Source organism: Pseudomonas sp. F-14 TE3623, assembly GCF_053629015.1.
Genome location: NZ_JBRJHM010000001.1, coordinates 1,517,501 through 1,541,148 on the forward strand (window position 1 = coordinate 1,517,501; position 23,648 = coordinate 1,541,148).

17 protein-coding genes and 2 rRNA genes (1 of these 19 cut by a window edge) are annotated in these 23,648 nt (G+C 58.8%); 13 read left to right on the top strand and 6 right to left on the bottom strand.

The window, feature by feature from the left end:
• The 8 genes from AB7M29_RS06810 to AB7M29_RS06845 all read left to right on the top strand — a co-directional run.
• Nucleotides 1-2,191 (top strand): 23S ribosomal RNA (locus AB7M29_RS06810) (it extends 701 nt beyond the left edge of the window).
• A gap of 157 nt (nucleotides 2,192-2,348) precedes the next feature.
• Nucleotides 2,349-2,464, top strand: a 5S ribosomal RNA gene (gene rrf, locus AB7M29_RS06815).
• A gap of 156 nt (nucleotides 2,465-2,620) precedes the next feature.
• Complete coding sequence (gene recC, locus AB7M29_RS06820; RefSeq protein WP_454246580.1) at nucleotides 2,621-6,073, top strand: exodeoxyribonuclease V subunit gamma; 3,453 nt, start codon at nucleotides 2,621-2,623, stop codon at nucleotides 6,071-6,073.
• Nucleotides 6,070-9,759 (top strand): exodeoxyribonuclease V subunit beta, encoded by a 3,690-nt coding sequence (gene recB / locus AB7M29_RS06825; protein ID WP_454246581.1) that lies wholly within the window; start codon nucleotides 6,070-6,072, stop codon nucleotides 9,757-9,759. Before recC ends, recB begins: the two co-directional genes overlap by 4 nt.
• Nucleotides 9,756-11,864, top strand: a complete 2,109-nt coding sequence (gene recD / locus AB7M29_RS06830; RefSeq protein ID WP_454246582.1) for an exodeoxyribonuclease V subunit alpha — start codon at nucleotides 9,756-9,758, stop codon at nucleotides 11,862-11,864. The genes recB and recD overlap by 4 nt, the downstream gene beginning before the upstream one ends.
• Nucleotides 11,865-11,980: 116 nt before the next feature.
• On the top strand, nucleotides 11,981-12,556 hold the full coding sequence (locus AB7M29_RS06835) for a YfiR family protein (protein ID WP_123719096.1): 576 nt from the start codon (nucleotides 11,981-11,983) through the stop codon (nucleotides 12,554-12,556).
• Nucleotides 12,553-13,821, top strand: coding sequence for a diguanylate cyclase domain-containing protein (locus AB7M29_RS06840; protein ID WP_217857547.1), 1,269 nt, complete (start codon nucleotides 12,553-12,555; stop codon nucleotides 13,819-13,821). The genes AB7M29_RS06835 and AB7M29_RS06840 overlap by 4 nt, the downstream gene beginning before the upstream one ends.
• Before the next feature lie 5 nt (nucleotides 13,822-13,826).
• Complete coding sequence (locus tag AB7M29_RS06845; protein WP_217857548.1) at nucleotides 13,827-14,330, top strand: OmpA family protein; 504 nt, start codon at nucleotides 13,827-13,829, stop codon at nucleotides 14,328-14,330.
• On the opposite strand, the gene AB7M29_RS06850 is transcribed toward AB7M29_RS06845, so the two are convergent.
• The gene (locus AB7M29_RS06850) at nucleotides 14,327-15,274 is read right to left on the bottom strand and encodes a LysR family transcriptional regulator (RefSeq protein WP_454246583.1); all 948 of its coding nucleotides are present in this window, start codon (nucleotides 15,272-15,274) and stop codon (nucleotides 14,327-14,329) included. The two genes, AB7M29_RS06845 and AB7M29_RS06850, sit on opposite strands and share 4 nt — an antisense overlap.
• Nucleotides 15,275-15,436: 162 nt before the next feature.
• On the opposite strand from AB7M29_RS06850, the gene AB7M29_RS06855 reads away from it, so the two are divergent.
• The gene (locus AB7M29_RS06855) at nucleotides 15,437-16,954 is read left to right on the top strand and encodes a CoA-acylating methylmalonate-semialdehyde dehydrogenase (protein ID WP_454246584.1); all 1,518 of its coding nucleotides are present in this window, start codon (nucleotides 15,437-15,439) and stop codon (nucleotides 16,952-16,954) included.
• Between the two features lie 10 nt (nucleotides 16,955-16,964).
• The gene (gene mmsB / locus AB7M29_RS06860; protein WP_217857551.1) at nucleotides 16,965-17,852 is read left to right on the top strand and encodes a 3-hydroxyisobutyrate dehydrogenase; all 888 of its coding nucleotides are present in this window, start codon (nucleotides 16,965-16,967) and stop codon (nucleotides 17,850-17,852) included.
• A 253-nt stretch (nucleotides 17,853-18,105) separates the two neighbouring features.
• On the opposite strand, the gene AB7M29_RS06865 is transcribed toward mmsB, so the two are convergent.
• The 4 genes from AB7M29_RS06865 to AB7M29_RS06880 form a co-directional block, all read right to left on the bottom strand.
• Nucleotides 18,106-18,450, bottom strand: coding sequence for a cupin domain-containing protein (locus tag AB7M29_RS06865; RefSeq protein WP_024781087.1), 345 nt, complete (start codon nucleotides 18,448-18,450; stop codon nucleotides 18,106-18,108).
• A 107-nt stretch (nucleotides 18,451-18,557) separates the two neighbouring features.
• Nucleotides 18,558-18,929: a MerR family transcriptional regulator gene (locus tag AB7M29_RS06870; RefSeq protein WP_217857552.1), complete on the bottom strand. Its 372-nt coding sequence runs from the start codon at nucleotides 18,927-18,929 to the stop codon at nucleotides 18,558-18,560.
• 48 nt (nucleotides 18,930-18,977) lie between these two features.
• Nucleotides 18,978-19,553, bottom strand: coding sequence for an NAD(P)H-dependent oxidoreductase (locus AB7M29_RS06875; RefSeq protein ID WP_454246585.1), 576 nt, complete (start codon nucleotides 19,551-19,553; stop codon nucleotides 18,978-18,980).
• A 45-nt stretch (nucleotides 19,554-19,598) separates the two neighbouring features.
• The gene (locus AB7M29_RS06880; protein ID WP_454246586.1) at nucleotides 19,599-20,483 is read right to left on the bottom strand and encodes a LysR substrate-binding domain-containing protein; all 885 of its coding nucleotides are present in this window, start codon (nucleotides 20,481-20,483) and stop codon (nucleotides 19,599-19,601) included.
• Nucleotides 20,484-20,584: 101 nt separating this feature from the next.
• Between AB7M29_RS06880 and AB7M29_RS06885 the strand changes: the two genes are divergently transcribed.
• Nucleotides 20,585-21,349, top strand: a complete 765-nt coding sequence (locus AB7M29_RS06885; RefSeq protein WP_454246587.1) for a sulfite exporter TauE/SafE family protein — start codon at nucleotides 20,585-20,587, stop codon at nucleotides 21,347-21,349.
• Here AB7M29_RS06885 and AB7M29_RS06890 read toward each other — a convergent pair.
• Nucleotides 21,339-21,653, bottom strand: a complete 315-nt coding sequence (locus AB7M29_RS06890; RefSeq protein WP_028939933.1) for a putative quinol monooxygenase — start codon at nucleotides 21,651-21,653, stop codon at nucleotides 21,339-21,341. The genes AB7M29_RS06885 and AB7M29_RS06890 overlap by 11 nt on opposite strands.
• Before the next feature lie 160 nt (nucleotides 21,654-21,813).
• On the opposite strand from AB7M29_RS06890, the gene AB7M29_RS06895 reads away from it, so the two are divergent.
• Together AB7M29_RS06895 and AB7M29_RS06900 are read left to right on the top strand one after the other, a co-directional pair.
• Nucleotides 21,814-22,404 carry an NAD(P)H-dependent oxidoreductase gene (locus tag AB7M29_RS06895; RefSeq protein WP_217857557.1) on the top strand — a complete coding sequence of 197 codons (591 nt, stop codon included), beginning with the start codon at nucleotides 21,814-21,816 and terminating at the stop codon, nucleotides 22,402-22,404.
• Between the two features lie 244 nt (nucleotides 22,405-22,648).
• Nucleotides 22,649-23,560 carry a LysR substrate-binding domain-containing protein gene (locus tag AB7M29_RS06900; RefSeq protein WP_454246588.1) on the top strand — a complete coding sequence of 304 codons (912 nt, stop codon included), beginning with the start codon at nucleotides 22,649-22,651 and terminating at the stop codon, nucleotides 23,558-23,560.
• Nucleotides 23,561-23,648: the final 88 nt, after the last annotated feature.

Below are 23,648 nucleotides of genomic sequence, written 5' to 3' on the forward strand. Positions count from 1 at the left end.
GGGTAACACTAACTGGAGGACCGAACCGACTACCGTTGAAAAGTTAGCGGATGACCTGTGGATCGGAGTGAAAGGCTAATCAAGCTCGGAGATAGCTGGTTCTCCTCGAAAGCTATTTAGGTAGCGCCTCATGTATCACTGTAGGGGGTAGAGCACTGTTTCGGCTAGGGGGTCATCCCGACTTACCAAACCGATGCAAACTCCGAATACCTACAAGTGCCGAGCATGGGAGACACACGGCGGGTGCTAACGTCCGTCGTGAAAAGGGAAACAACCCAGACCGTCAGCTAAGGTCCCAAAGTTATGGTTAAGTGGGAAACGATGTGGGAAGGCTTAGACAGCTAGGAGGTTGGCTTAGAAGCAGCCACCCTTTAAAGAAAGCGTAATAGCTCACTAGTCGAGTCGGCCTGCGCGGAAGATGTAACGGGGCTCAAACCATACACCGAAGCTACGGGTATCACTTAGGTGATGCGGTAGAGGAGCGTTCTGTAAGCCTGTGAAGGTGAGTTGAGAAGCTTGCTGGAGGTATCAGAAGTGCGAATGCTGACATGAGTAACGACAATGGGTGTGAAAAACACCCACGCCGAAAGACCAAGGTTTCCTGCGCAACGTTAATCGACGCAGGGTTAGTCGGTCCCTAAGGCGAGGCTGAAAAGCGTAGTCGATGGAAAACAGGTTAATATTCCTGTACTTCTGGTTATTGCGATGGAGGGACGGAGAAGGCTAGGCCAGCTTGGCGTTGGTTGTCCAAGTTTAAGGTGGTAGGCTGAGATCTTAGGTAAATCCGGGATCTTAAGGCCGAGAGCTGATGACGAGTGTTCTTTTAGAACACGAAGTGGTTGATGCCATGCTTCCAAGAAAAGCTTCTAAGCTTCAGGTAACCAGGAACCGTACCCCAAACCGACACAGGTGGTTGGGTAGAGAATACCAAGGCGCTTGAGAGAACTCGGGTGAAGGAACTAGGCAAAATGGCACCGTAACTTCGGGAGAAGGTGCGCCGGTGAGGGTGAAGCATTTACTGCGTAAGCCCACGCCGGTCGAAGATACCAGGCCGCTGCGACTGTTTATTAAAAACACAGCACTCTGCAAACACGAAAGTGGACGTATAGGGTGTGACGCCTGCCCGGTGCCGGAAGGTTAATTGATGGGGTTAGCTAACGCGAAGCTCTTGATCGAAGCCCCGGTAAACGGCGGCCGTAACTATAACGGTCCTAAGGTAGCGAAATTCCTTGTCGGGTAAGTTCCGACCTGCACGAATGGCGTAACGATGGCGGCGCTGTCTCCACCCGAGACTCAGTGAAATTGAAATCGCTGTGAAGATGCAGTGTATCCGCGGCTAGACGGAAAGACCCCGTGAACCTTTACTATAGCTTTGCACTGGACTTTGAATTTGCTTGTGTAGGATAGGTGGGAGGCTTTGAAGCGTGGACGCCAGTTCGCGTGGAGCCAACCTTGAAATACCACCCTGGCAACTTTGAGGTTCTAACTCAGGTCCGTTATCCGGATCGAGGACAGTGTATGGTGGGTAGTTTGACTGGGGCGGTCTCCTCCTAAAGAGTAACGGAGGAGTACGAAGGTGCGCTCAGACCGGTCGGAAATCGGTCGTAGAGTATAAAGGCAAAAGCGCGCTTGACTGCGAGACAGACACGTCGAGCAGGTACGAAAGTAGGTCTTAGTGATCCGGTGGTTCTGTATGGAAGGGCCATCGCTCAACGGATAAAAGGTACTCCGGGGATAACAGGCTGATACCGCCCAAGAGTTCATATCGACGGCGGTGTTTGGCACCTCGATGTCGGCTCATCACATCCTGGGGCTGAAGCCGGTCCCAAGGGTATGGCTGTTCGCCATTTAAAGTGGTACGCGAGCTGGGTTTAGAACGTCGTGAGACAGTTCGGTCCCTATCTGCCGTGGACGTTTGAGATTTGAGAGGGGCTGCTCCTAGTACGAGAGGACCGGAGTGGACGAACCTCTGGTGTTCCGGTTGTCACGCCAGTGGCATTGCCGGGTAGCTATGTTCGGAATAGATAACCGCTGAAAGCATCTAAGCGGGAAACTAGCCTCAAGATGAGATCTCACTGGGACCTTGAGTCCCCTGAAGGGCCGTCGAAGACTACGACGTTGATAGGTTGGGTGTGTAAGCGCTGTGAGGCGTTGAGCTAACCAATACTAATTGCCCGTGAGGCTTGACCATATAACACCCAAGCAATTTGCTGACCTGAAAAGGCACCAGATTGCGGTGTGTGAAGACGAAACGAACCGAAAGTTCGAGATACTCACAAACACCAAACTATCGCATACCCATTCGCTGGAGCGTGAGCCGCAAGGCAAACGAGCTGGCTACCGAATTTCTTGACGACCATAGAGCATTGGAACCACCTGATCCCATCCCGAACTCAGCAGTGAAACGATGCATCGCCGATGGTAGTGTGGGGTTTCCCCATGTGAGAGTAGGTCATCGTCAAGATTAAATTCCGAAACCCCTATCTGCATATGCAGGTAGGGGTTTTGTTTTGCCCGCAGGAAAGTTCGTACAGCATCATCGGATCGTTCCCGGCTGCCACAGTCTGCCGACAGTGCTAAGGTTCGGCCCTAGCTTTTGTATTTTCCCAAGGAAGCCTTTATGCCGGACGCTACGTCCCTCAGTGCTGGTTTTATGGTGGTTCACGGCAACCGCCTGGACGAGTTGCGCAGCCTGGTGGTCAGCTGGATGCGGCGCTACCCATTGGCTCCCTTGGAAAATGAAATCGCTCTGGTACAGAGTAACGGCATCGCCCAATGGCTGAAGCTGGCACTGGCCGAAGACCCCGAAGATGACGACATGGGCGGCTGCGGAATCGCCGCCGCCATCGACGTGCAGTTACCGGGCAGCTTCATGTGGCAGCTCTATCGCATGGTGCTGGGACGTGACGAAATCCCGGTCAAATCCCTGCTCGATAAAGCCCCGCTGACCTGGCGTCTGATGCGTCTGCTACCACAGTTGATTAACCAACCGCACTTCGAACCCCTGCAGCGCTTTCTTACCAATGACACCGACTTACGTAAACGCTATCAATTGGCGGAGCGACTGGCAGACCTGTTTGACCAATATCAGGTTTACCGTGCCGACTGGCTCGAAGACTGGGCAGAAGGCCGCCATCAGCTACGAAATGGCAGAGGCGAAGCCAAAGCCCTGACCCCGGCCAACTGCTGGCAGGCGGAGCTGTGGCGTGCGCTGTTGCTGGACGTCGGTGAACAAGGCATGGCGCAAAGCCGCGCAGGCGTTCACCAACGCTTTATCGAGCGCATCAATAGTCTTGACGTAGCGCCCAGCGGATTGCCGTCACGGGTGATCGTTTTCGGGATTTCTTCACTACCTGCTCAAGCCTTGGAAGCGCTTGCCGGGCTTGCTCGATTCAGCCAGGTCTTGCTGTGCGTACACAACCCATGTCGTCACCATTGGGCAGACATCGTCGCCGATAAAGATCTGTTGCGACATCAGTACAAGCGTCAGGCTCGCAAGAGCGGCATGCCGATTGTTCTCGACTCGCAAACGCTCCATCAGCATGCCCACCCGCTACTGGCAGCGTGGGGTAAGCAGGGGCGGGACTACATCAATCTGCTCGACAGCTACGACGATCCTAATAGCTATCGCTCGGCATTTCGTGACGGACGTATCGACCTTTTCAGCGAAAACCAGCCACAGAACATGCTTAATCAATTGCAGGACGACATCCTGGAATTGCGTCCCCTGAATGAAACTCGAGAGCGTTGGCCTGCTGTTGATATGAAAAAGGACGAATCGATCCGTTTTCACATCGCCCATAGCGCTCAACGCGAAGTGGAGATACTCCACGATCAGTTGCTCGCACGATTCAGTGCTGACCCAGACCTGAGGCCTCGCGATGTGATCGTGATGGTCCCGGACATCGACAGTTATGCCCCGCACATCCGTGCTGTCTTTGGCCAGCTTGATCGCTTTGATCCGCGCTTCATTCCTTTCACGCTTGCGGATCAAGGCCAGCGCGGCCGGGATCCGCTATTGATCGCTGTCGAGCATCTGCTCAAACTGCCCGACAGTCGCTTCCCCGTCAGCGAAATCCTAGATCTGTTGGACGTTCCGGCATTACGCGCTCGGTTTGGCGTAGAGGAGCGCGACCTGCCTACCTTGCATCGCTGGATTGAAGGCGCAGGTATCCGCTGGGGGATGAACGCCGAGCAGCGCGCGGGTCTGGGCCTGCCTGAAGAGCTGGAGCAAAACAGTTGGCGTTTCGGTCTGCGACGGATGCTGCTGGGTTATGCCGTGGGCAGCGCCAGTGCCTGTGAGGGTATCGAACCCTACGATGAAATCGGTGGTCTGGATGCCGCGCTCATAGGTCCTTTGGTCGCACTGCTGGATGCGCTGGAAATTGCCCACCAGGAACTCACTCAACCTGCAGCGCCCAAACAATGGGGCTCGCGGTTGCAAGCTTTGGTGCAGCTATTCTTCCTGGCCAGCAACGAGCATGACGACTATTTGTTAGCCCAACTCGAAGAGCTGCGTGAGACCTGGCTTGAGACCTGCGAGTCTGTAGGTTTGCAGGACGAATTACCGCTGACCGTTGTCCGTGAAGCCTGGCTGGCGGGTCTCGACCAAGGTCGCCTGTCTCAGCGTTTCCTCGCCGGGGCTGTCAACTTTTGTACCTTGATGCCCATGCGAGCGATCCCCTTCAAACTGGTCTGCCTGCTTGGCATGAATGACGGTGATTACCCTCGCGCGCAGCCGCCGCTGGATTTCGACCTGATGGGCAGTGACTACCGTCCCGGCGATCGTTCCCGACGCGAGGATGATCGCTATCTGTTGCTGGAAGCATTGTTGTCGGCGCGCGATCAACTCTATATCAGCTGGGTCGGCCGCAGTATTCGGGACAACAGCGAGCGCCCTGCGTCGGTGTTGATAGGGCAGTTGCGTGACCATCTCGGCAGCGGCTGGCGATTGCACGATGACAATGATGACCTGCTTGAATCCATGACCCAGGAACACCCGCTGCAACCTTTCAGCGCTCGGTACTTTCACGAAGGCGATGATCTATTCAGCTACGCCAGCGAGTGGCAGGTTCTTCATCAAGCCAGTGATCTGGCGACTGATATCGAAGTGCTTGAACCCTACGTCCAGGACGAACCGCTGAGCCTGGGTCAGCTGCAGGATTTTCTGCGCAACCCGGTACGACATTTCTTCAGTCAGCGGCTCAAAGTGTTCTTCGAGGCTGCCGAAGTGCCTTTGGCAGATGAAGAGCCATTCGTACTCGATGCGCTGCAACGCTACAGCCTCAGCGATAGCTTGCTCGAAGCGGCACTGGGGCAATTGGACCAAACCGATCAGGTACTGGAGGCGCAGGCAAAACGCCTGCAAAACAGCGGGCTTTTGCCCATGGCCGGTTTTGGTGAATGTCTTCAGCGAGAGTTGATCGAGCCGCTGCCGGATCTGCTGCTGCGCTATCAGCAACTTCTGGCGTTATGGCCGACCCCGCTCACCAGCGCGTTACCGGTGAGTCTGGAACTACAAGGATTGCATCTGGAGGGCTGGCTCAGTGGCCTGCATCAACGCGCAGATGGCGGGTTGTTGTCGGTTACTACTATTCCCAACAGCATCGGTTCGATCAAGGCCCGCAAATGGCATCGCCTCACGCGACCTTGGGTCAATCACCTGGTGGCCTGTGCCAGCGGCATGCCGATGACAACTGCGTTGGTGGCCAGCGACGACAGTTTGCTGCTCGGTCCGATGGAGGAGGCGACAGCATCCCGGATTCTGGGCGATCTGTTGTTGGCCTGGCAAACGGGCATGCGCCAGCCGCTGCCGATTGCAGTAAAAACAGCCTTCGCCTGGCTCGCTCAAACCGACCCGAGCAAAGCTGACGCCGCTGCCCGCAAGGCCTATGAAGGCGACGGCCAGACCACTGACGGCGAGCGCCGCGAAAGCCCTGCGCTCGCTCGGCAATTTGCCGATTACGATGCGCTGATTGCCGACGAGACCTTCCCCGATTGGTGCAACGCTTTGTATCGGCCGCTGTTTGAGGCCTCGTGGCGTTCATCGACCAGCGAGGAGGCGCGCTCATGACCACGAAAATACCGCTGGCCCTGGCATTCCCCCTACGTGGCAGCCAACTGATCGAAGCCAGCGCCGGGACCGGCAAGACCTTCACCATCTCTGCGCTGTACTTGCGTCTGGTCCTTGGCCACGGCGGCGAATCGAGTGGTTTTGGCCGTGAATTGCTGCCGCCGCAAATTCTCGTGGTGACTTTCACCGATGCGGCGACCAAAGAACTGCGCGAACGTATCCGCACTCGGCTGGCTGAAACCGCACGGTTTTTCCGCGATGAGACACCGGCTCCGGATCGCCTCATTGCCGAGTTGCGCGAGCAGTACCTCCACGACCAGTGGGCCGGCTGTGCAAACCGCCTGGACATCGCCGCTCAGTGGATGGATGAAGCGGCGGTATCGACTATCCACAGTTGGTGCCAGCGCATGTTGCGCGAACATGCGTTCGACAGTGGCAGCCTGTTCACCCAGACCCTGGAAACCGATCACAGCGATTTGCTCGGCGAAGTCCTGCGCGACTACTGGCGACTGTTCTGCTATCCAATGCAAGGCGATGCGTTGAACTGGGTTCGCGGCAATTGGGGCGGCCCTGCGGCGTTGCTGCCACGAGTGCGAGGGTTGTTCGCCAGCGAGCGTGACAGCGTTGAAGGTAAAGAGCCTGCCGAGTTGATTGCCGAGTGCCTGCAGGAGCGACGTGCCGCTTTGCTCGAACTCAAGATGCCCTGGCGCCAATGGGCGGATGAGTTGCTTGCCATCTGTCACCAGGGCGTCGCGAGCAAAAGCGTCGATGGCCGCAAGATGCAGCCGCGCTACTTTGAACCCTGGTTTGAAAAGCTCCGGGCCTGGGCCGAAGACGAATCTCTCGAGCAGTTGGATATTGGCACCGGCTTCACTCGCCTGACCCCCGATGGCATGGCTGAAGCCTGGAAGGGTGAAGCTCCCCGTCATCCCGGTCTCGACGCAATGCCCGGTCTCAAGACCAGTCTCGATAGTTTGCCGACCCCCGATGCCGCCGTGCTGCAACACGCTGCTCACTGGGTCGGTGCACGGTTCGAGGAGGAAAAGCGTCGCCGCGCGGAAATGGGCTTCGATGACATGCTGCTGCGCCTCGATGCGGCTTTGCAGTCCGAAGGCGGTGAGCGCCTGGCAACACTGATTCGCGAGCAATTTCCGGTCGCGTTGATCGACGAATTCCAGGACACCGACCCGGTGCAGTATCGAATCTTCGAGAGCATTTATCGCATCGAAGACAACAATCCTGAAACCGGTCTGTTTCTGATCGGCGACCCGAAGCAGGCGATCTATGCCTTCCGCGGGGCCGACATCTATACCTACCTGCGCGCTCGCCAGGCCACCACTGGCCGCCTGCATACCCTGGGCACCAACTTCCGTTCCAGTCATGGCATGGTCAGTGCGGTGAACCATGTGTTCGAGCGCGCCGAATCTCGTGAGCAGGGGCGCGGAGCATTCCTGTTTCGTGAGAAGAATGGCGAGAACCCGGTACCGTTCCTGCCCGTCGAATCCCAGGGGCGCAAAGAACTCCTGCAGATTGATTGTCAGGTTGTACCAGCCCTGAACATCTGGCACCTGTCCGCCGATCAGCCACTGTCTGGCGCGGTATATCGACAAAAATTGGCCGCTGCCTGCGCCAGTGAAATCACCGCGCTGCTCAATGGTGGCCAGCAAGACCGTGCGGGCTTCATCCAGGACGGTAAGGACTTCAAAGGTCTGCTGCCATCGGATATCGCAATTCTGGTGCGCGATGGCAAAGAGGCCCAGGCCGTGCGTGGCGAACTTTCGGCCCGCGGTGTGCGCAGTGTTTATCTGTCAGACAAGGACTCCGTGTTTGCCGCACAAGAGGCCCATGACCTGCTGACCTGGCTCAAGGCATGTGCCGAGCCGGATGTCGAGCGCCCCCTCCGTGCCGCGCTGGCCTGCATCACGCTGAACCTTTCGCTGTCTGAATTGGAACGGCTGAATCAGGATGAGCTGGCTTGGGAAGCACGTGTCATGCAGTTCCGCGGTTATCGCGAGCTCTGGCGCAAGCAGGGCGTGCTGCCAATGTTGCGACGTTTGCTGCACGACTTCCGACTGCCCCAGGCGTTGATCGCGCGCAACGATGGCGAGCGGGTGCTGACCAACTTGCTGCACCTGTCCGAGCTGCTACAGCAGGCCGCCGCCGAGCTTGATGGCGAGCAAGCACTGATCCGTCATTTGTCCGAGCATCTGGCATTGTCCGGTCAGGCTGGCGAAGAACAGATCCTGCGCCTGGAAAGCGACGAGCAACTGGTCAAGGTTGTGACCATTCACAAATCCAAAGGGCTTGAATATCCGTTGGTGTTTCTGCCGTTCATTTGCTCGGCAAAACCGGTGGATGGCAGCCGTTTGCCGTTGTATTACCACGACGCGATGGGCAAGGCTCAAGTGAGCTTGAAGCCGACGCCGGAGTTGGTTGCCCAGGCCGATGATGAGCGCTTGGCCGAGGATCTTCGGCTGCTCTATGTCGCCCTGACCCGGGCACAACATGCCTGCTGGCTCGGTGTGACGGACCTCAAGCGCGGCAATAACAACGGCTCGACGTTGCACCTTTCAGCATTGGGTTATCTGCTGGGCGGTGGTGCGCCATTGGCCGAGTCGGCAGGGTTGCGACGTTGGCTGGAAGATTTGCAGCAGGACTGCCCGGCGCTGAACTACGGTGAAATGCCTGAAGCGAGCGCTGAGCACTACCATCCGCCGCGCAATGAAGCGACCTTGCTTGCGCCGCTGATACCCAAGCGCAAGGCCAGCGAAAACTGGTGGATTGCCTCTTACAGCGCCTTGCGCATTGGCGACAGTCTGAGCGTGGGCAGTGACGAAGCCCCGGAGAGTCCGCAAGCGCAAAAGCTTTTTGACGACGAGCGTCTTGATCCGCAAGCGCCGCGAGAAGTGATTGCCGGTGGCGCTGATATCCATCGATTCCCTCGCGGGCCGAACCCCGGCACTTTTCTCCATGGATTGCTCGAGTGGGCCGGTGACGAAGGTTTTGCCGCTGCACCAAAAGCTGTGGAAGACGCCATCGCTCGCCGCTGCAACCGACGTGGCTGGGAAGGCTGGATCACGACGTTGAGTGACTGGCTACAGCGCTTGCTCAAATCTCCGCTGCACATCGGCGGCGGGCAGGCACCAGTGGTGTTCGAGCAACTGACCCAATACCGGGTCGAGATGGAGTTCTGGTTCGCCAGTCACAAAGTCGATGTGCTCAAACTCGATGAACTGGTGCGTCAATACACCCACAACGGCGTGGCCAGGGTGGCTGCCGAACCGGTGCTGCTCAATGGCATGTTCAAAGGCTTCATCGACCTGACGTTCGAGCACGACGGTCGTTATTACGTCGCCGACTACAAATCCAACTGGCTGGGCGTCGATGACGCGGCCTATACCGGGCAGGCCATGGAGCAGTCGATTCTCGATAACCGTTACGACCTGCAATATGTGTTGTACCTGCTCGCCCTGCATCGCCAGCTCAAGGCGCGGCTGGTCGATTACGATTACGACCGGCATGTTGGTGGGGCGTTGTACCTGTTCCTTCGCGGTACTCGCGCGGCCAGCCAGGGTGTGTATTTCGCCCGTCCGCCACGGGAGCTGATCGAGCGTCTGGACCGGTTGTTCCAGGGTAAGCCAGAGCCCAAGGCCGAACCCGCCTGGGAACAGGGAGTACTGCTATGAGTCGCACCTTCGCCGATCTGCTGCCCACGCCATTAGCGGCCGAAAGTCTGGCGAACCTGGCCCCCCTGAGTCGCGCAGATGACTTGTTGCTGCTGCTCACGCGCTGGGTCGAGCGCGGTTGGCTGCGGGCGCTGGACAAGGCCTTCGTGGCCTTTCTCCACGAACTCGCCCCCGACGATGATCCATTGGTGCTGCTGGCTGCGGCGTTGACCAGTCACCAGTTGGGTCACGGCCATGTTTGCCTGGACCTGTTCGAAACGCTGAAAGAGCCGGACTTCGCGCTGTCGCTGCCGCCGGAAGGTGATCTGCAAAGTGGCGCGATGTTGCTGCCGTCGCAATTGCTTGAGGCGCTGGAGGGTGCTCATTGGTGCAAGGTGCTGGCGTGCAGTCGTCTGGTGGCGCTGGCCGTCGACGGACGTGAGGCCGCGCAGCATCGGCCGTTGGTGCTGTCGGGTAAACGCCTGTACTTGCGTCGCTACTGGGCTTACGAACGGCGCATCGACAACGCCCTGCGTCAGCGTCTGTCGGCACACGAAACAACACCGAGTGATTTGCCCCAACGCCTGACCGGCCTGTTCGGTCCAGCCCGGCCTGATGAAGTGATCGACTGGCAGAAGCTCGCCTGTGCCCTGGCTACCCGTAGTGCATTCAGCATCGTCACCGGTGGCCCGGGAACCGGTAAAACCACCACGGTCGTGCGCTTGCTGGCATTGCTCCAGGCTCCCGCGATTGAGGCCGGCAAACCGTTGCGCATTCGTCTCGCGGCACCCACTGGCAAAGCGGCCGCACGATTGACCGAATCCATCAGCCAACAGGTTCAAACCCTGGAAGTTGCTGAAACGGTGCGGGAGAAGATCCCGTCGGATGTGACCACCGTGCACCGTTTGCTCGGCAGTCGTCCCGGCACCCGGCATTTCCGGCACCACGCCGGCAATCGCTTGCCGCTGGATGTATTGGTGGTGGACGAAGCCTCGATGATCGACCTGGAAATGATGGCCAATCTGCTCGACGCATTGCCGGCCCATGCCCGTCTAGTGCTGCTTGGTGACAAGGATCAACTGGCGTCGGTAGAGGCCGGTGCCGTCCTGGGCGATCTGTGCCGCGATGCCGAAGCTGGTTGGTACAGCCCGCAGACACGCCAGTGGCTGGAGGCAGTCAGCGGTGAAAACCTGCGTAGCAGCGGTTTGCATGAAGATATCAACGGAACGCATCCCCTGGCTCAGCAAGTCGTGATGCTGCGTCACTCACGGCGCTTCGGCGAGGGCAGCGGCATTGGTCAGTTGGCCCGTTGGGTCAACCAGCAGCAACCCGAGGAAGCCCGCAAGTTATTGGCGGCTGGAAGCCATGACGACGTATTTTCCCTGCCCCTCAAGGGTGAGCAGGACCGGGCGCTGGAGCGGTTGTTGCTCGAAGGCCATAGCGAGGGGCCACAAGGTTATCGACATTACCTGAGTCTTTTGCGCAGTCAGCGGCCATCGCTCGGCGGCTCGCTCGACGATCCGTGCTGGACCGATTGGGCTCGTGTGGTGTTGCAAGCTTTCGACTCCTTCCAGCTATTGTGCGCGGTACGCAAAGGGCCTTGGGGTGTGGAAAGCTTGAATCAGCGAGTGACCGACGCGCTGCTCAAGGCTCGGCTGATCGATAGCGACCACCAGTGGTACGAAGGTCGGCCCGTGCTGATGACCCGCAACGACTATGGCCTGGGTTTGATGAACGGCGATATTGGCATTGCCCTCAAGCTGCCGGAACGTGAGGGGCCTGAGGCTGGACGGCAAGTGCTGCGTGTGGCCTTCCCGCGCAACGATGGTCAGGGCGGTGTGCGCTTCGTCCTGCCAAGTCGACTGAACGATGTCGACACCGTGTACGCCATGACCGTACACAAATCCCAAGGCTCGGAATTTGCCCATACGGCGTTGATTCTGCCGGACGCCCTGAACCCTGTGCTCACCAAGGAACTGATCTATACCGGGATTACCCGGGCCAAACACTGGTTCACCCTGATTGAGCCTCGCACCGGCGTATTCGAAGAGGCCGTGCGGCGCAAGGTCAAGCGCTTGAGCGGGTTGATGCTGGAGCTGGAAGAGGGAATTGAGCAGGGTCACTGAAAAGATGAGCAGACGACGGAATCTGTCCGAAGTGCCGTGGTGCGTGGCCTCGCTGGTGTTTCGGTGCTGTGCTATCGTTGCGGCATCATTTCGTTGTGATCGAAGAGAATCCCTGCATGAAGGTGGCTGTCTGGGCGACAGAGCGCGTTGTTGGCTGCAAGCAAGTGCTGCTTGCCGGCCTTCTCTGTTTGTTGACGGGCGTTGCCTTCGCTCAGCCGGAAACCGTTGAGAGCAAGGCCGACCAGCGTGCCAGATCGGTCACTCAGGTGGTGCTCGGGATCCTCAGTTACGCCCGGTGGCCTGTTGAGCCTCAACAGTTGCGTCTGTGCATAGTCGGCCCTACCGAGTACACCGACGACCTGGTCAAGGGCACTACCCAGGCCACTGGTCGGCCTGTCACTGTGCGAAGGCTTTTGGCCGACAACCCGGCGATTGCCGGGGAATGCGATGCGGTGTACATCGGCAAGCTGACGAGCGACGAACGCAGTCGATTATTCGCCTCGCTGACAGGACGCCCGGTGGTGAGCATCAGCGAAGGCGGCGATCAGTGTACTGTCGGCAGTCTGTTCTGTTTGCGGGTCGGCGATGAACAAGTGTCCTTCGAGGTCAACCTCGACTCGGTCGCCCGCAGCGGTGTGCGCATTCATCCTAGCGTGCTGCAACTGTCGCGCCGCAAGCCGGCGGCACCATGAATCTATTCAAATCTCGTACACGCCCGACCCTGGGTTCGGTTATCGGCCGTGGACATTTGATCGTCGCCTTGGTGGCCGTGGCCATGGCCAGTGTTTCGTTGACCCTGCTGGGTGTTCTGGCCTTGCGGGTTTATGCCGATCACAACCTGCATCTGATCGCCCGCTCGATCAACTACACCGTGGAAGCCGCGGTGGTGTTCGACGATAAGGCCGCCGCCACCGAAGCGCTGGCGTTGATCGCGTCCACCGAAGAAGTGGCCGATGCACAGGTGATGGACGAGCAAGGCGAGTTGCTCGCACGTTGGCAGAGACCGGAAACGGGATTGTTGTCGGATCTTGAAATGCAGATCGCCCGGGTGATTCTGGAAAAGCCCATCAGCATGCCGATTGTCCATCAAGGTCAGGAAATCGGCAGTATCCTGCTGGTCGGGCACGGTGGCAGCCTGATGAGTTTTTTGCTCAGCGGGCTGGTGGGAATCGTCTTGTGTACCGCCATCAGTGCCTGGGTTGCGCTTTATCTGGCGCGGCGGCAATTGCGGGGGATCACCGGCCCTTTGCGTAGCTTGGCTACTGTGGCTCACGCCGCCCGCAGCGAGCGAGCCTTTGACCAGCGCGTACCGCCCGCCGACATTGCCGAACTCGACAACCTGGGCAATGACTTCAATGCCTTGCTCGATGAACTCGAATCCTGGCAGACCCACCTGCAAAGCGAAAACGAAACCCTGGCCCACCAAGCCAGCCATGACAGCCTTACCGGACTGCCGAATCGAGCGTTTTTCGAAGGCCGCCTTATGCGTGCCTTGCGCAATGCCGGCAAGCTCGATGAGCGAGTGGCTGTGCTGTTTCTCGACAGTGACCGGTTCAAGGAGATCAACGATAACTTCGGCCACGCTGCTGGCGATGCGGTGCTGGTCGCCGTGGCAACCCGGGTTCGTGCACAACTGCGTGAAGAGGACCTGGTCGCGCGTCTGGGCGGCGACGAGTTTGCAATCCTGCTCACACCGCTGCACAAGGCCGAAGACGCCGAACGGATTGCTGACAAAATCATCGCCAGCATGGAAATACCCATCCAGTTGCCGGGCAGTACCCAGGTGTTGACTTCACTCAGTATTGGCATCGCGGTGTACCCCGATCATGGGGTCACACCGGGTGAGTTGCTCGATGCTGCCGACGCCGCGATGTACCAGGCCAAACGCCTTTCCCGAGGCGCACAGCAAACGGCAGGGGCGGAGCTCCCTGTCGTCCATGTTCAAACCAGGAGTTAATGTCTGTGTTCACCTTCAATCAACGTTCGTTACGCCTTTTCACGATCACCCTGTTGCTGACCTTGCTGACATTGACCGGTTGCCAGACGGCGCCGCAAAAAGGCCTGACCCCGGCGCAAATCGCCGTGCTCAAGCAGCAAGGTTTCGAAATGACGGATGATGGCTGGGCCTATGATCTGTCAGGCAAAGTTTTGTTCGGCAGTGATGTCGAGAGTCTCAACCCCGCCAGTACCGAGATTGTCGAGCGCATTGCCAAGGCGCTATTGAGTGTGGAAATCGAGCGCGTAAGAATCGACGGCCACACCGACTCCTCGGGCACAGAGTCCTATAACGAACAGCTTTCCCAGCGTCGCGCGAAAAGCGTCGGCAAGGTGTTAGCTGCTGCCGGTATAAAAGAAGAAAACATCCAACTGCGCGGCCTGGGCAGCAGCAAGCCCGTCGCCTCCAACGACTCCGTGGTCGGCCGCACCGAGAACCGTCGGGTGTCGATCGTGGTCAGCACGGATTAATCGGCGAACAACATCTCCCGACTTTTCCCCATCAACAGCCCTTGATTCTGCTCGGTGACACCACGGATGTAATCCCACAACAACGTGATCCGCTTGAGCTTGCGCAGGTCCTCCCGGCAGTACATCCAGAACTGTCGGGTAATGGTGATCTCTTGCGGCAACACCGGCAGCAATCGCGGGTCCTGAGCTGCCAGGAAACACGGCAGAATCGCCAATGACCGTCCCTGCTGCGCCGCCACGAACTGCGCAATCACACTAGTGCTGCGCAGATTGGCACTGGCACCGGGCAACACATTCGCCAGGTACAGCAGCTCCGAGCTGAACGCCAGATCGTCCACATAACTGATGAATTGATGCTTGCCCAAGTCTGCCGGGCGACGGATCGGTGGGTGCTTGTCCAGATAGTCCTGGGTCGCATACAGCTGCAATTTGTAATCGCAGAGTTTGCAGCAGACATACGGGCCGTGCTCCGGCCGCTCCAGCGCGATGACGATGTCTGCCTCGCGCTTGGACAGGCTGATGAAGTGCGGCAGCGGCAGGATGTCCACCGAGATCGCCGGGTAGGCGTCTACGAAATGGCTCAGCTGCGGGGTGATGAAAAAGCTGCCGAACCCTTCGGTGCAGCCCATGCGCACATGCCCGGACAACGCCACGCCTGAGCCCGAAACCTGTTCGCAGGCCATGTGCAGAGTGCTTTCGATCGACTCGGCGTAACCCAGCAGCCGCTGGCCTTCGGCAGTCAGGACGAAACCGCTGGTCCGGGACTTTTCGAACAGCAACGTGCCCAATGAAGCTTCCAGCGAACTGATGCGTCGCGACACGGTGGTGTAATCCACCGCCAGGCGCTTGGCCGCGGTGCTGGCCTTGCGAGTGCGGGCAACCTCAAGGAAAAACTTGAGGTCATCCCAGTTCAACGAGCCTAAAGACGTGATGTTTTTTTGCATGATGGACCGGCTTTTATGTGCGTTCTTATTAGAAGTTTGCACATCTATACTCCAAAAACAGTCCGACAACCAATTCGCGACACACGCCTCATCTCAAGGCGACTTTCTCGCCTTGGCTCCAAAGATCGCTCTCTTAATAAGAACAACGTCCCGGAGACCAACATGAACGCATCGCTAGAAACCACCGTGCAAAAGGTCAAATTGTTAATCGATGGCGAGTGGGTCGAATCCCAGACCACCGAATGGCATGACATCGTCAACCCGGCGACCCAACAAGTGTTGGCTAAAGTCCCATTCGCCACAGCCGCCGAAGTCGATGCCGCCATCAGCGCCGCCCATAGCGCCTTCCAGACCTGGAAGCTGACGCCGATCGGCGCGCGGATGCGCATCATGCTCAAGCTTCAGGCGTTGATTCGTGAACACTCCAAGCGTATTGCCGTGGTGCTCAGCAACGAGCAGGGCAAAACCATTGCCGACGCTGAAGGCGATATCTTCCGCGGCCTGGAAGTGGTCGAACACGCTTGCTCCATTGGCAGCCTGCAAATGGGCGAGTTCGCCGAGAACGTCGCTGGCGGGGTCGACACCTACACCCTGCGTCAGCCAATCGGCGTCTGTGCCGGCATTACCCCGTTCAACTTCCCGGCGATGATTCCACTGTGGATGTTCCCGATGGCGATCGCCTGCGGCAACACCTTCGTGCTCAAGCCGTCCGAGCAGGACCCGATGTCGACCATGCTGCTGGTGGAACTGGCCATCGAAGCCGGCATTCCGCCGGGTGTGCTCAACGTCGTTCATGGCGGCAAGGATGTGGTGGATGCGCTTTGCACCCACAAGGACATCAAGGCTGTTTCGTTCGTCGGTTCGACCGCAGTCGGTACTCACGTCTACGACCTGGCCGGCAAACACGGCAAGCGTGTGCAATCGATGATGGGCGCCAAGAACCACGCCGTGGTGCTGCCGGATGCCAATCGCGTACAAGCGCTCAATGCGCTGGTGGGGGCTGGTTTCGGTGCCGCCGGGCAACGCTGCATGGCCACGTCCGTGGTGGTGCTGGTGGGCGCGGCCAAGCAATGGCTGCCAGACCTGAAAGCACTGGCACAGAAACTTAAAGTGAATGCCGGCAGCGAGCCGGGCACTGATGTTGGTCCGGTGATTTCCAAACGTGCCAAGGCACGGATTCTCGATCTGATCGAAAGCGGCATCAAGGAAGGTGCCAAGCTTGAGCTGGATGGTCGCGACGTTACCGTTCCTGGCTTCGAAAAAGGCAACTTTGTCGGCCCGACCCTGTTCTCCGGTGTGAAACCCGATATGCAGATCTACACCCAGGAAATCTTCGGCCCTGTGCTGGTGGTGCTGGAAGTTAACACCCTCGATGAGGCCATCGCTCTGGTCAACGCCAACCCATTTGGCAATGGCACGGGTTTGTTCACTCAAAGCGGTGCGGCGGCGCGTAAATTCCAGACGGAAATCGACGTCGGTCAGGTCGGCATCAACATCCCGATTCCGGTACCGGTGCCGTTCTTCAGCTTCACCGGTTCCCGTGGTTCGAAGCTCGGCGACCTCGGTCCGTATGGCAAGCAAGTGGTGCAGTTCTACACTCAAACCAAGACCGTCACTGCACGCTGGTTCGACGACGACAGCGTCAACGACGGTGTGAATACCACCATCCACTTGCGTTAAGGAGCCGGACATGAAAATCGCTTTTATCGGTCTCGGCAACATGGGCGCGCCGATGGCGCGCAACCTGATCAAGGCCGGCCATTCACTGCGCCTGGTCGACCTGAACAAAGCTGTGCTGGCAGAGCTCGAGCAACTGGGCGGCAGCATCAGCGCTTCGGCACGTGAAGCGGCTCAAGAGGCAGAGCTGGTGATCACCATGCTGCCAGCCGCTGTGCATGTGCGCAGCGTCTGGCTGGGCGAAGACGGCGTGCTGGCGGGGATCGCCAAGGGCGTGCCCGCAGTGGATTGCAGCACCATCGATCCGCAGACGGCGCGCGATGTTGCCGCAGCGGCTGCCAAACAAGGCGTGACGATGGCTGATGCACCGGTCTCCGGCGGTACTGGCGGTGCAGCGGCCGGGACGCTGACTTTCATGGTCGGCGCCACACCTGAGCTGTTCGCGACCCTGCAACCGGTGCTGGCGCAGATGGGCCGTAACATTGTCCACTGTGGCGAAGTCGGCACCGGGCAAATCGCCAAAATCTGCAATAACCTGCTGCTGGCGATTTCCATGGTCGGCGTCAGCGAGGCCATGGCCTTGGGCGATGCGCTGGGGATCGACACGACGGTGCTCGCGGGGATCATCAACAGTTCCACCGGGCGTTGCTGGAGTTCGGAGATGTATAACCCGTGGCCGGGTATCGTCGAAACGGCGCCGGCCTCGCGCGGGTACACCGGCGGCTTCGGCGCCGAACTGATGCTCAAGGATCTGGGGCTGGCCACTGAGGCGGCACGTCAGGCGCACCAACCGGTGGTGCTCGGCGCGGTGGCGCAACAGTTGTATCAGGCGATGAGTCAGCGTGGGGAAGGGGGTAAGGACTTCTCGGCGATCATCAATAGCTATCGCAAGCCCCAATAATGGGACGGGATTGGGGCTGGTGGGCTTGTCTGTGGTGAGAGGGCTTGCCTGTGTAGAGGAGGCTTGCCTGTGGCGAGGGGGCTTGCCCCCGTTGGAGTGCGTAGCGCTCCCTCCTGCATTCTTTCAGTCATACCGCGTCGGCAGGTTTGACGACGGCTTCGCCGCCGAACGGGGGCAAGCCCCCTCGCCACGGGTTCTGCGTATTCCAATATTTGCCGAGAGACCACGTCGGGTGGTCTCTCGGTTTTTTGCATCAGGCAAACACGAAATACTTACGCACGGTCTCAACCACTTCCCACGTGCCTTTCATGCCTGGCTCGATGACGAAAATGTCACCGGCGCGCAGGTGGATCGGCTCCATGCCTTCCGGGGTGATGATGCAGTAGCCTTCCTGGAAATGGCAGTATTCCCACTTCACGTATTCCACGTACCACTTGCCCGGCGTGCAGATCCAGGTGCCCATGATCTTGCTGCCATCTTCGCTGGTGTACGCGTTGAGGTTGACGGTGTGCGGGTCGCCTTCGAGTTTTTCCCATTTGCAGGCGTCGAGTACGGGCAGCGGGTGAGTGTCGCGAAGGACGGTAATCGGTGCGGTCATGATGACTCCGGGCAGTGGGTTCAAGAACTGAAGTCGCACCCTATAGCGCCCATACACCGTTCAGTTGTCTGTATTCGACATTGAGCTGTCCAGAAACGCGCAGACTCTCAAAGACTTTCCAGCGGGCAATCGGCTTTGGCCTGTGTGAGGCTGGCTTCAAACTCGACCAATTGCTCGTGTTGATGCGTGAGTGCGGCAATCCTCTCGCTGATTTCGCACTTCTTGGCATCGATGGCTTGCTGCGCCAATGACCAAGGCATCGCCAGGCCTTGATGTCCAGTAAAAATCGCCTGCAACTCCTTGAGCCTGAAACCTAAGTGTTGAGCGCACTTGATGAAGATCAGCAGGTCGACGCTTTGCTGATCATAGACACGGTATTTCCCTTGCCGCCGAGCGGCAGGCAGCAAGCCGATCGACTCGTAATGGCGAATACTCTTGATCGTCGTGCCCGAGCGATGCGCGGCTTGGCCGATGTACATGAAAAGTCCTTTTTTGCCGAGGGTAAGCCAGCCCCATTATCGGCAGACTCATCGGCTGGCGATAGCCTGGGCTTGCAGCAGCCAGGTTTCGCGCTGACCGGCGCTGGACCCCAGGACCGGCCCGAAGGTGAGCGTGCGCTGGGGTTCGATGCCGCAAAACGCCAAGGTGGTTTTGCGCATCTGATGCAGGCCGGGCATGCGGTAGATCCAGCGGTAGTACCAGGGTGGCGTGTCCATGGTCACGAGCAGATGCGCACTGCGGCCATGCAGCAATTTGTCGGGAAAGGCTTTGCCTTCGCGATACTTGAAGGCGAAGCCCGGAAGCAACACCCGATCAAGAAAACCCTTGAGTAAGGCCGGTACGCCGCCCCACCAGATCGGGTAGATCAGGGTCAGGTGTTCGGCCCACAAAATGTCTGCCTGAGCACGGCGCAAGTCGGCTTCCAGCGGCTGCACCTGTTGATAGCCTTCGCGCAGCACCGGGTCGAAGTCCATTCTTCCTAGAAACAACTGGCGCACCTCATGCCCAGCACGCAACGCCGATTGTGCGTAGCGTTCGGCAAGTGCGCCGCAAAAACTGTTGCTCGAAGGATGACCGAGAATCACCAGAATTCGTTTGCTCATCGTAACGGTCCCTGAAGATGAAACCTCAAGGGTAAAGTCTGCCCCTCAGGGGAGAGTCAAGGCGTTCAGCAAAGCCTGGGCATAACCGGGCAGCACGGCGAAGTCCCGGGCGCAAAGCAACAGTTTGCGTCGGGCCCATGGCTCTTTCAGTGCGATGCTTTTGAACGGCGTTTCAGCTGACCAGCGTTCGACCGCCGCCAAGGGCACGATCGCCAGCCCGGCACCTCGGGCAACCATGCGCATCACGCCATCGAAGCCATCGGCACGGATGCGGATCTGCATCCGTAAGCCGCTGTGCAGGGCCTGTTCTTCCAGGTACACGGCCAAGGCGCTGTTGGCGTTCAGGCCGACGTAATCATGATGCAAGGTGGCGCTGAAATTTAACGGTCCGGTGTCGGCCAAGGGGTGATCGCGCGGAAGGATCAGTACCAGCGGGTCGTCGCGGAAATAGCGGGTCTGAAGGCCGTCGGTATCCATGGCGTCAGATACGATGCCCAGGTCCGCCGCACCTTGGCGCAAGGCATGGGTGATGCGCGCGCTGGGCAGCTCTTGCAGGTCGATGTCGAGGTTCGGATGGTCGCGCAGAAAGTCTGCCAGCAACTCCGGCAGGTACTCGGTGATCGCTGTGGTATTGCACAACAACCGCACCTGGCCTTTGACCCCGTTGGCGTATTCGGCCAGATCCCGCTGCATGCGCTCGGCCTGTTGCAAAAGAACTCGGGCGTGCTGCGCCAGGGCTTTGCCGGCCGGGGTAGGGCTGATACCGCGACGGCCGCGTTCCAGAAAATCAGTGCCGAGTGAAGATTCCATCGCGCGGATTCGTGCGCTCGCCGCTGCCAGGGACAGATGACTGCGGGCGGCGCCGGCGGTGATGTTGCCGGTGTCGAGGATGTTCAGGTAGAGGCGCAGGTCGGTCAGGTCGAAGTGCATACAGGTATCCCGAAGATCGTTCCCATGCCTCTTGTTGAGCAAGAGGCAGCCTCAGTATATGGCAGATTTTCAAGGCAACCTTCAGCGCTCACCATAGCCCCATGAATACACTCGCCGCGTTTTACCAGCATCTGGGTTTAGCCCTTTCCTTATTGGTCATCGCCACCTTCCTGCTGGCCGGGATGATCAAAGGTGTAATCGGCCTCGGACTGCCAACCATCGCCATGGGCTTGCTTGGTCTGGCTATGGCTCCGTCGCAGGCTGCGGCGCTGCTGATCATTCCCGCGACGCTGACCAACGTCTGGCAACTGGCATTCGGCGGTCATTTGCGCGGGCTGTTGAACCGGTTGTGGCCGATGCTGTTGGCGATTTTCATTGGCTCGGGCGCCGGCACGCTCTGGATCGGCATGGCCGGTGGGCATTGGGTCGTGCGAGGGCTGGGGGCAGCGTTGTTGATATACGCCTTGAGCGGGTTGTTCCTGCCGACCTTGCGTGTTGGCGGTCGCACCGAGCGTTGGCTCGGTCCGCTCTGCGGTGTGCTGACGGGTATCATCACTTCGGCCACCGGGGTTTTCGTGATTCCGGCGGTGCCTTATCTGCAAGCACTGGGCTTGAGCAAGGATGAGCTGGTGCAGGCGCTGGGCCTGTCGTTCACCGTCTCGACCCTCGCGTTGGCCGCCGGCCTGTTATGGCGCGGCGCCCTCGGCGGTGGCGAGTTGAGCGCGTCGCTGCTGGCACTGATTCCGGCGGTGCTCGGCATGCTGCTGGGGCAATGGCTGCGCCAGCGGATCAGCGCCGTGTTGTTCAAGCGCGTGTTCTTCATCGGCCTCGGCGTGCTCGGCGGCCACTTGCTGATCAACGGCTAGCGGACGAAGTGCTGAGCATCTCGATCGGGCGGATATCGAAATCCCGCTCCAGATACTCCATGCGCATGTCGAGGAACTGCTTCATGTGCGGCAGGTTCGAGTGCACGTCCAAATGGGCCTGGGATTGCCAGATCTCGTAGAAGATAAACAGCGTCGGGTCCTGTTTGTCTCGCAGCATGTGGTACTCGATGCAACCGGGTTCGGCGCGACTCGGTTCGACATAGGCACGAAAGAACGCTTCGAAGGCCTCGGCTTTTTCCGGGCGGGTCTTGGCGTGCAGGATAAAGCCTTGCAGTTCGCTCATCAGGTTGTCCTTGAAAGTCAGAATCAGCGCAAGTTTACGGCAACAATCCCCTGTCGATTCGTGCGTATTGGTCAAATGAATTTTGCTGATTGAGCGCTTATTCCGCGTGAGACGACTCGCTACTCTGCCGCCATCGAATTTCAACCTTGCGAGACTTCTCATGAAAAAAGTCCTGTTGCTCAATGGCGGCAAAAAATTTGCCCACTCCGATGGTCGCTACAACACGACGTTGCACGAAGCCGCGTTGAGCGTGCTGGATCGCGGCGGTGTGGATGTGAAAGCCACGTTCATCGACGAGGGCTACGACGTCGCGGAGGAAGTCGCCAAATTCCTCTGGGCCGATGTGATCATTTATCAGATGCCCGGCTGGTGGATGGGCGCGCCCTGGACCGTCAAGAAGTACGTCGATGAAGTCTTCACCGAAGGCCACGGCAGCCTCTACGCCAGCGATGGCCGCACGCGCTCCGATGCGTCGCAGAAGTACGGCAGCGGCGGTTTGCTGCACGGTAAAAAATACATGCTGTCGCTGACCTGGAACGCGCCGCAGCAAGCCTTCGACGACCCGACCGATTTCTTCGAAGCCAAAGGCGTGGACGCGGTGTACTTCCCGTTCCACAAAGCCAACACCTTCCTCGGCATGACCGGTTTACCGACCTTCCTGTGCGTGGATGTGATGAAACGCCCGAATATCGAAGCCGATGTGGCGCGTTATGAGCAGCACTTGAGCGAGGTGTTTGGCCTTAAGGCATAACGCTCAGCTACTATCGAAAGTCTGAACCTGTGGTGAGTTGGCTTGCCCCAATGCCAGTTAGTCATGCGCAATCCATGTGGGAGCGGGCTTGCTCGCGAAGGCGATTTATCATTCAACATTAATGTCGGCTGACACACCGCTTTCGCGAGCAAGCCCGCTCCCACAGGTTCCGCACTTTGGCTGGTATTAGGGTAAGCCCCCTCGCCGCAGTAGAACGGCGCAGGACTATCGATAAGGGACACATGTGAAAGCCAGATCCGATGAGTTGCAGATTTTCGTCTGCGTGATTGAATGCGGATCGATTTCGGCTGCGGCCGAACAAGTCGGGCAAACGCCGTCGGCGGTCAGTCGCACGCTGTCGCGACTGGAGGCCAAGCTCGACACCACGCTGATCAACCGCACCACGCGGCGCATGGACCTGACCGAGGAGGGCAAGTACTTCTTCGAGCACGCCAAGCTGATTCTCGATCAGATGGACGAACTCGAAGAGCGCCTGTCCTCACGCCAGCAAACCCCTTCCGGGCGTCTGCGAATCAATGCCGCGTCGCCGTTCATGCTGCACGCCATCGTGCCGTACATCGATGAGTTCCGCCGTCTCTACCCGGACATTCAGCTTGAACTCAACAGCAACGACCTGATCATCGACCTGCTTGAACAAAGCACTGACATTGCCATCCGCATCGGCACGCTGGCCGACTCGACCCTGCACGCCCGCTCACTGGGTTGCAGCCCGCTGCACATCGTCGCCAGCCCGGCGTATCTGGAGCAACACGGCCTACCGGCCGCCGTTGCCGATCTGGCCGAACATACGCTGCTGGGTTTCACCAACAACGAAGGCCTCAACCAATGGCCGTTGCGCTATGTCCACGGTGATCGCTGGCCAATCCAGGCGTCGATCAGTGCGTCCAGCGGCGAGACGATCCGGCACTTGGCGCTGGCAGGGCAGGGCATTGCCTGCCTGTCGCACTTCATGACCATCGACGACATCCGCGCCGGTCGCTTGCAGGTGCTGCTGGCGGAGTTCAACAGCGGATATCGCCAACCGATCAACGCGGTGTACTACCGCAACTCGCAACTTGCCTTACGGATTCAGTGCTTCTTGGACTTCATACAGGGCAAATTGGCGGCTTATGCGATTGCGGATTTCAAGGGCTGATTCGTAGACCGCGTCATCGTTCTTCGCGAGCAAGCCCGCTCCCACAGTGGACTTGCGTCGATTCACGATGATGGGAACGACACAGGAC

Excerpts from the sequence above, each read along its gene's own strand:
- recC (WP_454246580.1), top strand. The coding sequence starts at position 2,621 with ATGCCGGACGCTACGTCCCTCAGTGCTGGTTTTATGGTGGTTCACGGC.
- recB (WP_454246581.1), top strand. The coding sequence starts at position 6,070 with ATGACCACGAAAATACCGCTGGCCCTGGCATTCCCCCTACGTGGCAGC.
- recD (WP_454246582.1), top strand. The coding sequence starts at position 9,756 with ATGAGTCGCACCTTCGCCGATCTGCTGCCCACGCCATTAGCGGCCGAA.
- AB7M29_RS06835 (WP_123719096.1), top strand. The coding sequence starts at position 11,981 with ATGAAGGTGGCTGTCTGGGCGACAGAGCGCGTTGTTGGCTGCAAGCAA.
- AB7M29_RS06840 (WP_217857547.1), top strand. The coding sequence starts at position 12,553 with ATGAATCTATTCAAATCTCGTACACGCCCGACCCTGGGTTCGGTTATC.
- AB7M29_RS06850 (WP_454246583.1), bottom strand. The coding sequence starts at position 15,274 with ATGCAAAAAAACATCACGTCTTTAGGCTCGTTGAACTGGGATGACCTC.
- AB7M29_RS06855 (WP_454246584.1), top strand. The coding sequence starts at position 15,437 with ATGAACGCATCGCTAGAAACCACCGTGCAAAAGGTCAAATTGTTAATC.
- mmsB (WP_217857551.1), top strand. The coding sequence starts at position 16,965 with ATGAAAATCGCTTTTATCGGTCTCGGCAACATGGGCGCGCCGATGGCG.
- AB7M29_RS06865 (WP_024781087.1), bottom strand. The coding sequence starts at position 18,450 with ATGACCGCACCGATTACCGTCCTTCGCGACACTCACCCGCTGCCCGTA.
- AB7M29_RS06870 (WP_217857552.1), bottom strand. The coding sequence starts at position 18,929 with ATGTACATCGGCCAAGCCGCGCATCGCTCGGGCACGACGATCAAGAGT.
- AB7M29_RS06875 (WP_454246585.1), bottom strand. The coding sequence starts at position 19,553 with ATGAGCAAACGAATTCTGGTGATTCTCGGTCATCCTTCGAGCAACAGT.
- AB7M29_RS06880 (WP_454246586.1), bottom strand. The coding sequence starts at position 20,483 with ATGCACTTCGACCTGACCGACCTGCGCCTCTACCTGAACATCCTCGAC.
- AB7M29_RS06885 (WP_454246587.1), top strand. The coding sequence starts at position 20,585 with ATGAATACACTCGCCGCGTTTTACCAGCATCTGGGTTTAGCCCTTTCC.
- AB7M29_RS06890 (WP_028939933.1), bottom strand. The coding sequence starts at position 21,653 with ATGAGCGAACTGCAAGGCTTTATCCTGCACGCCAAGACCCGCCCGGAA.
- AB7M29_RS06895 (WP_217857557.1), top strand. The coding sequence starts at position 21,814 with ATGAAAAAAGTCCTGTTGCTCAATGGCGGCAAAAAATTTGCCCACTCC.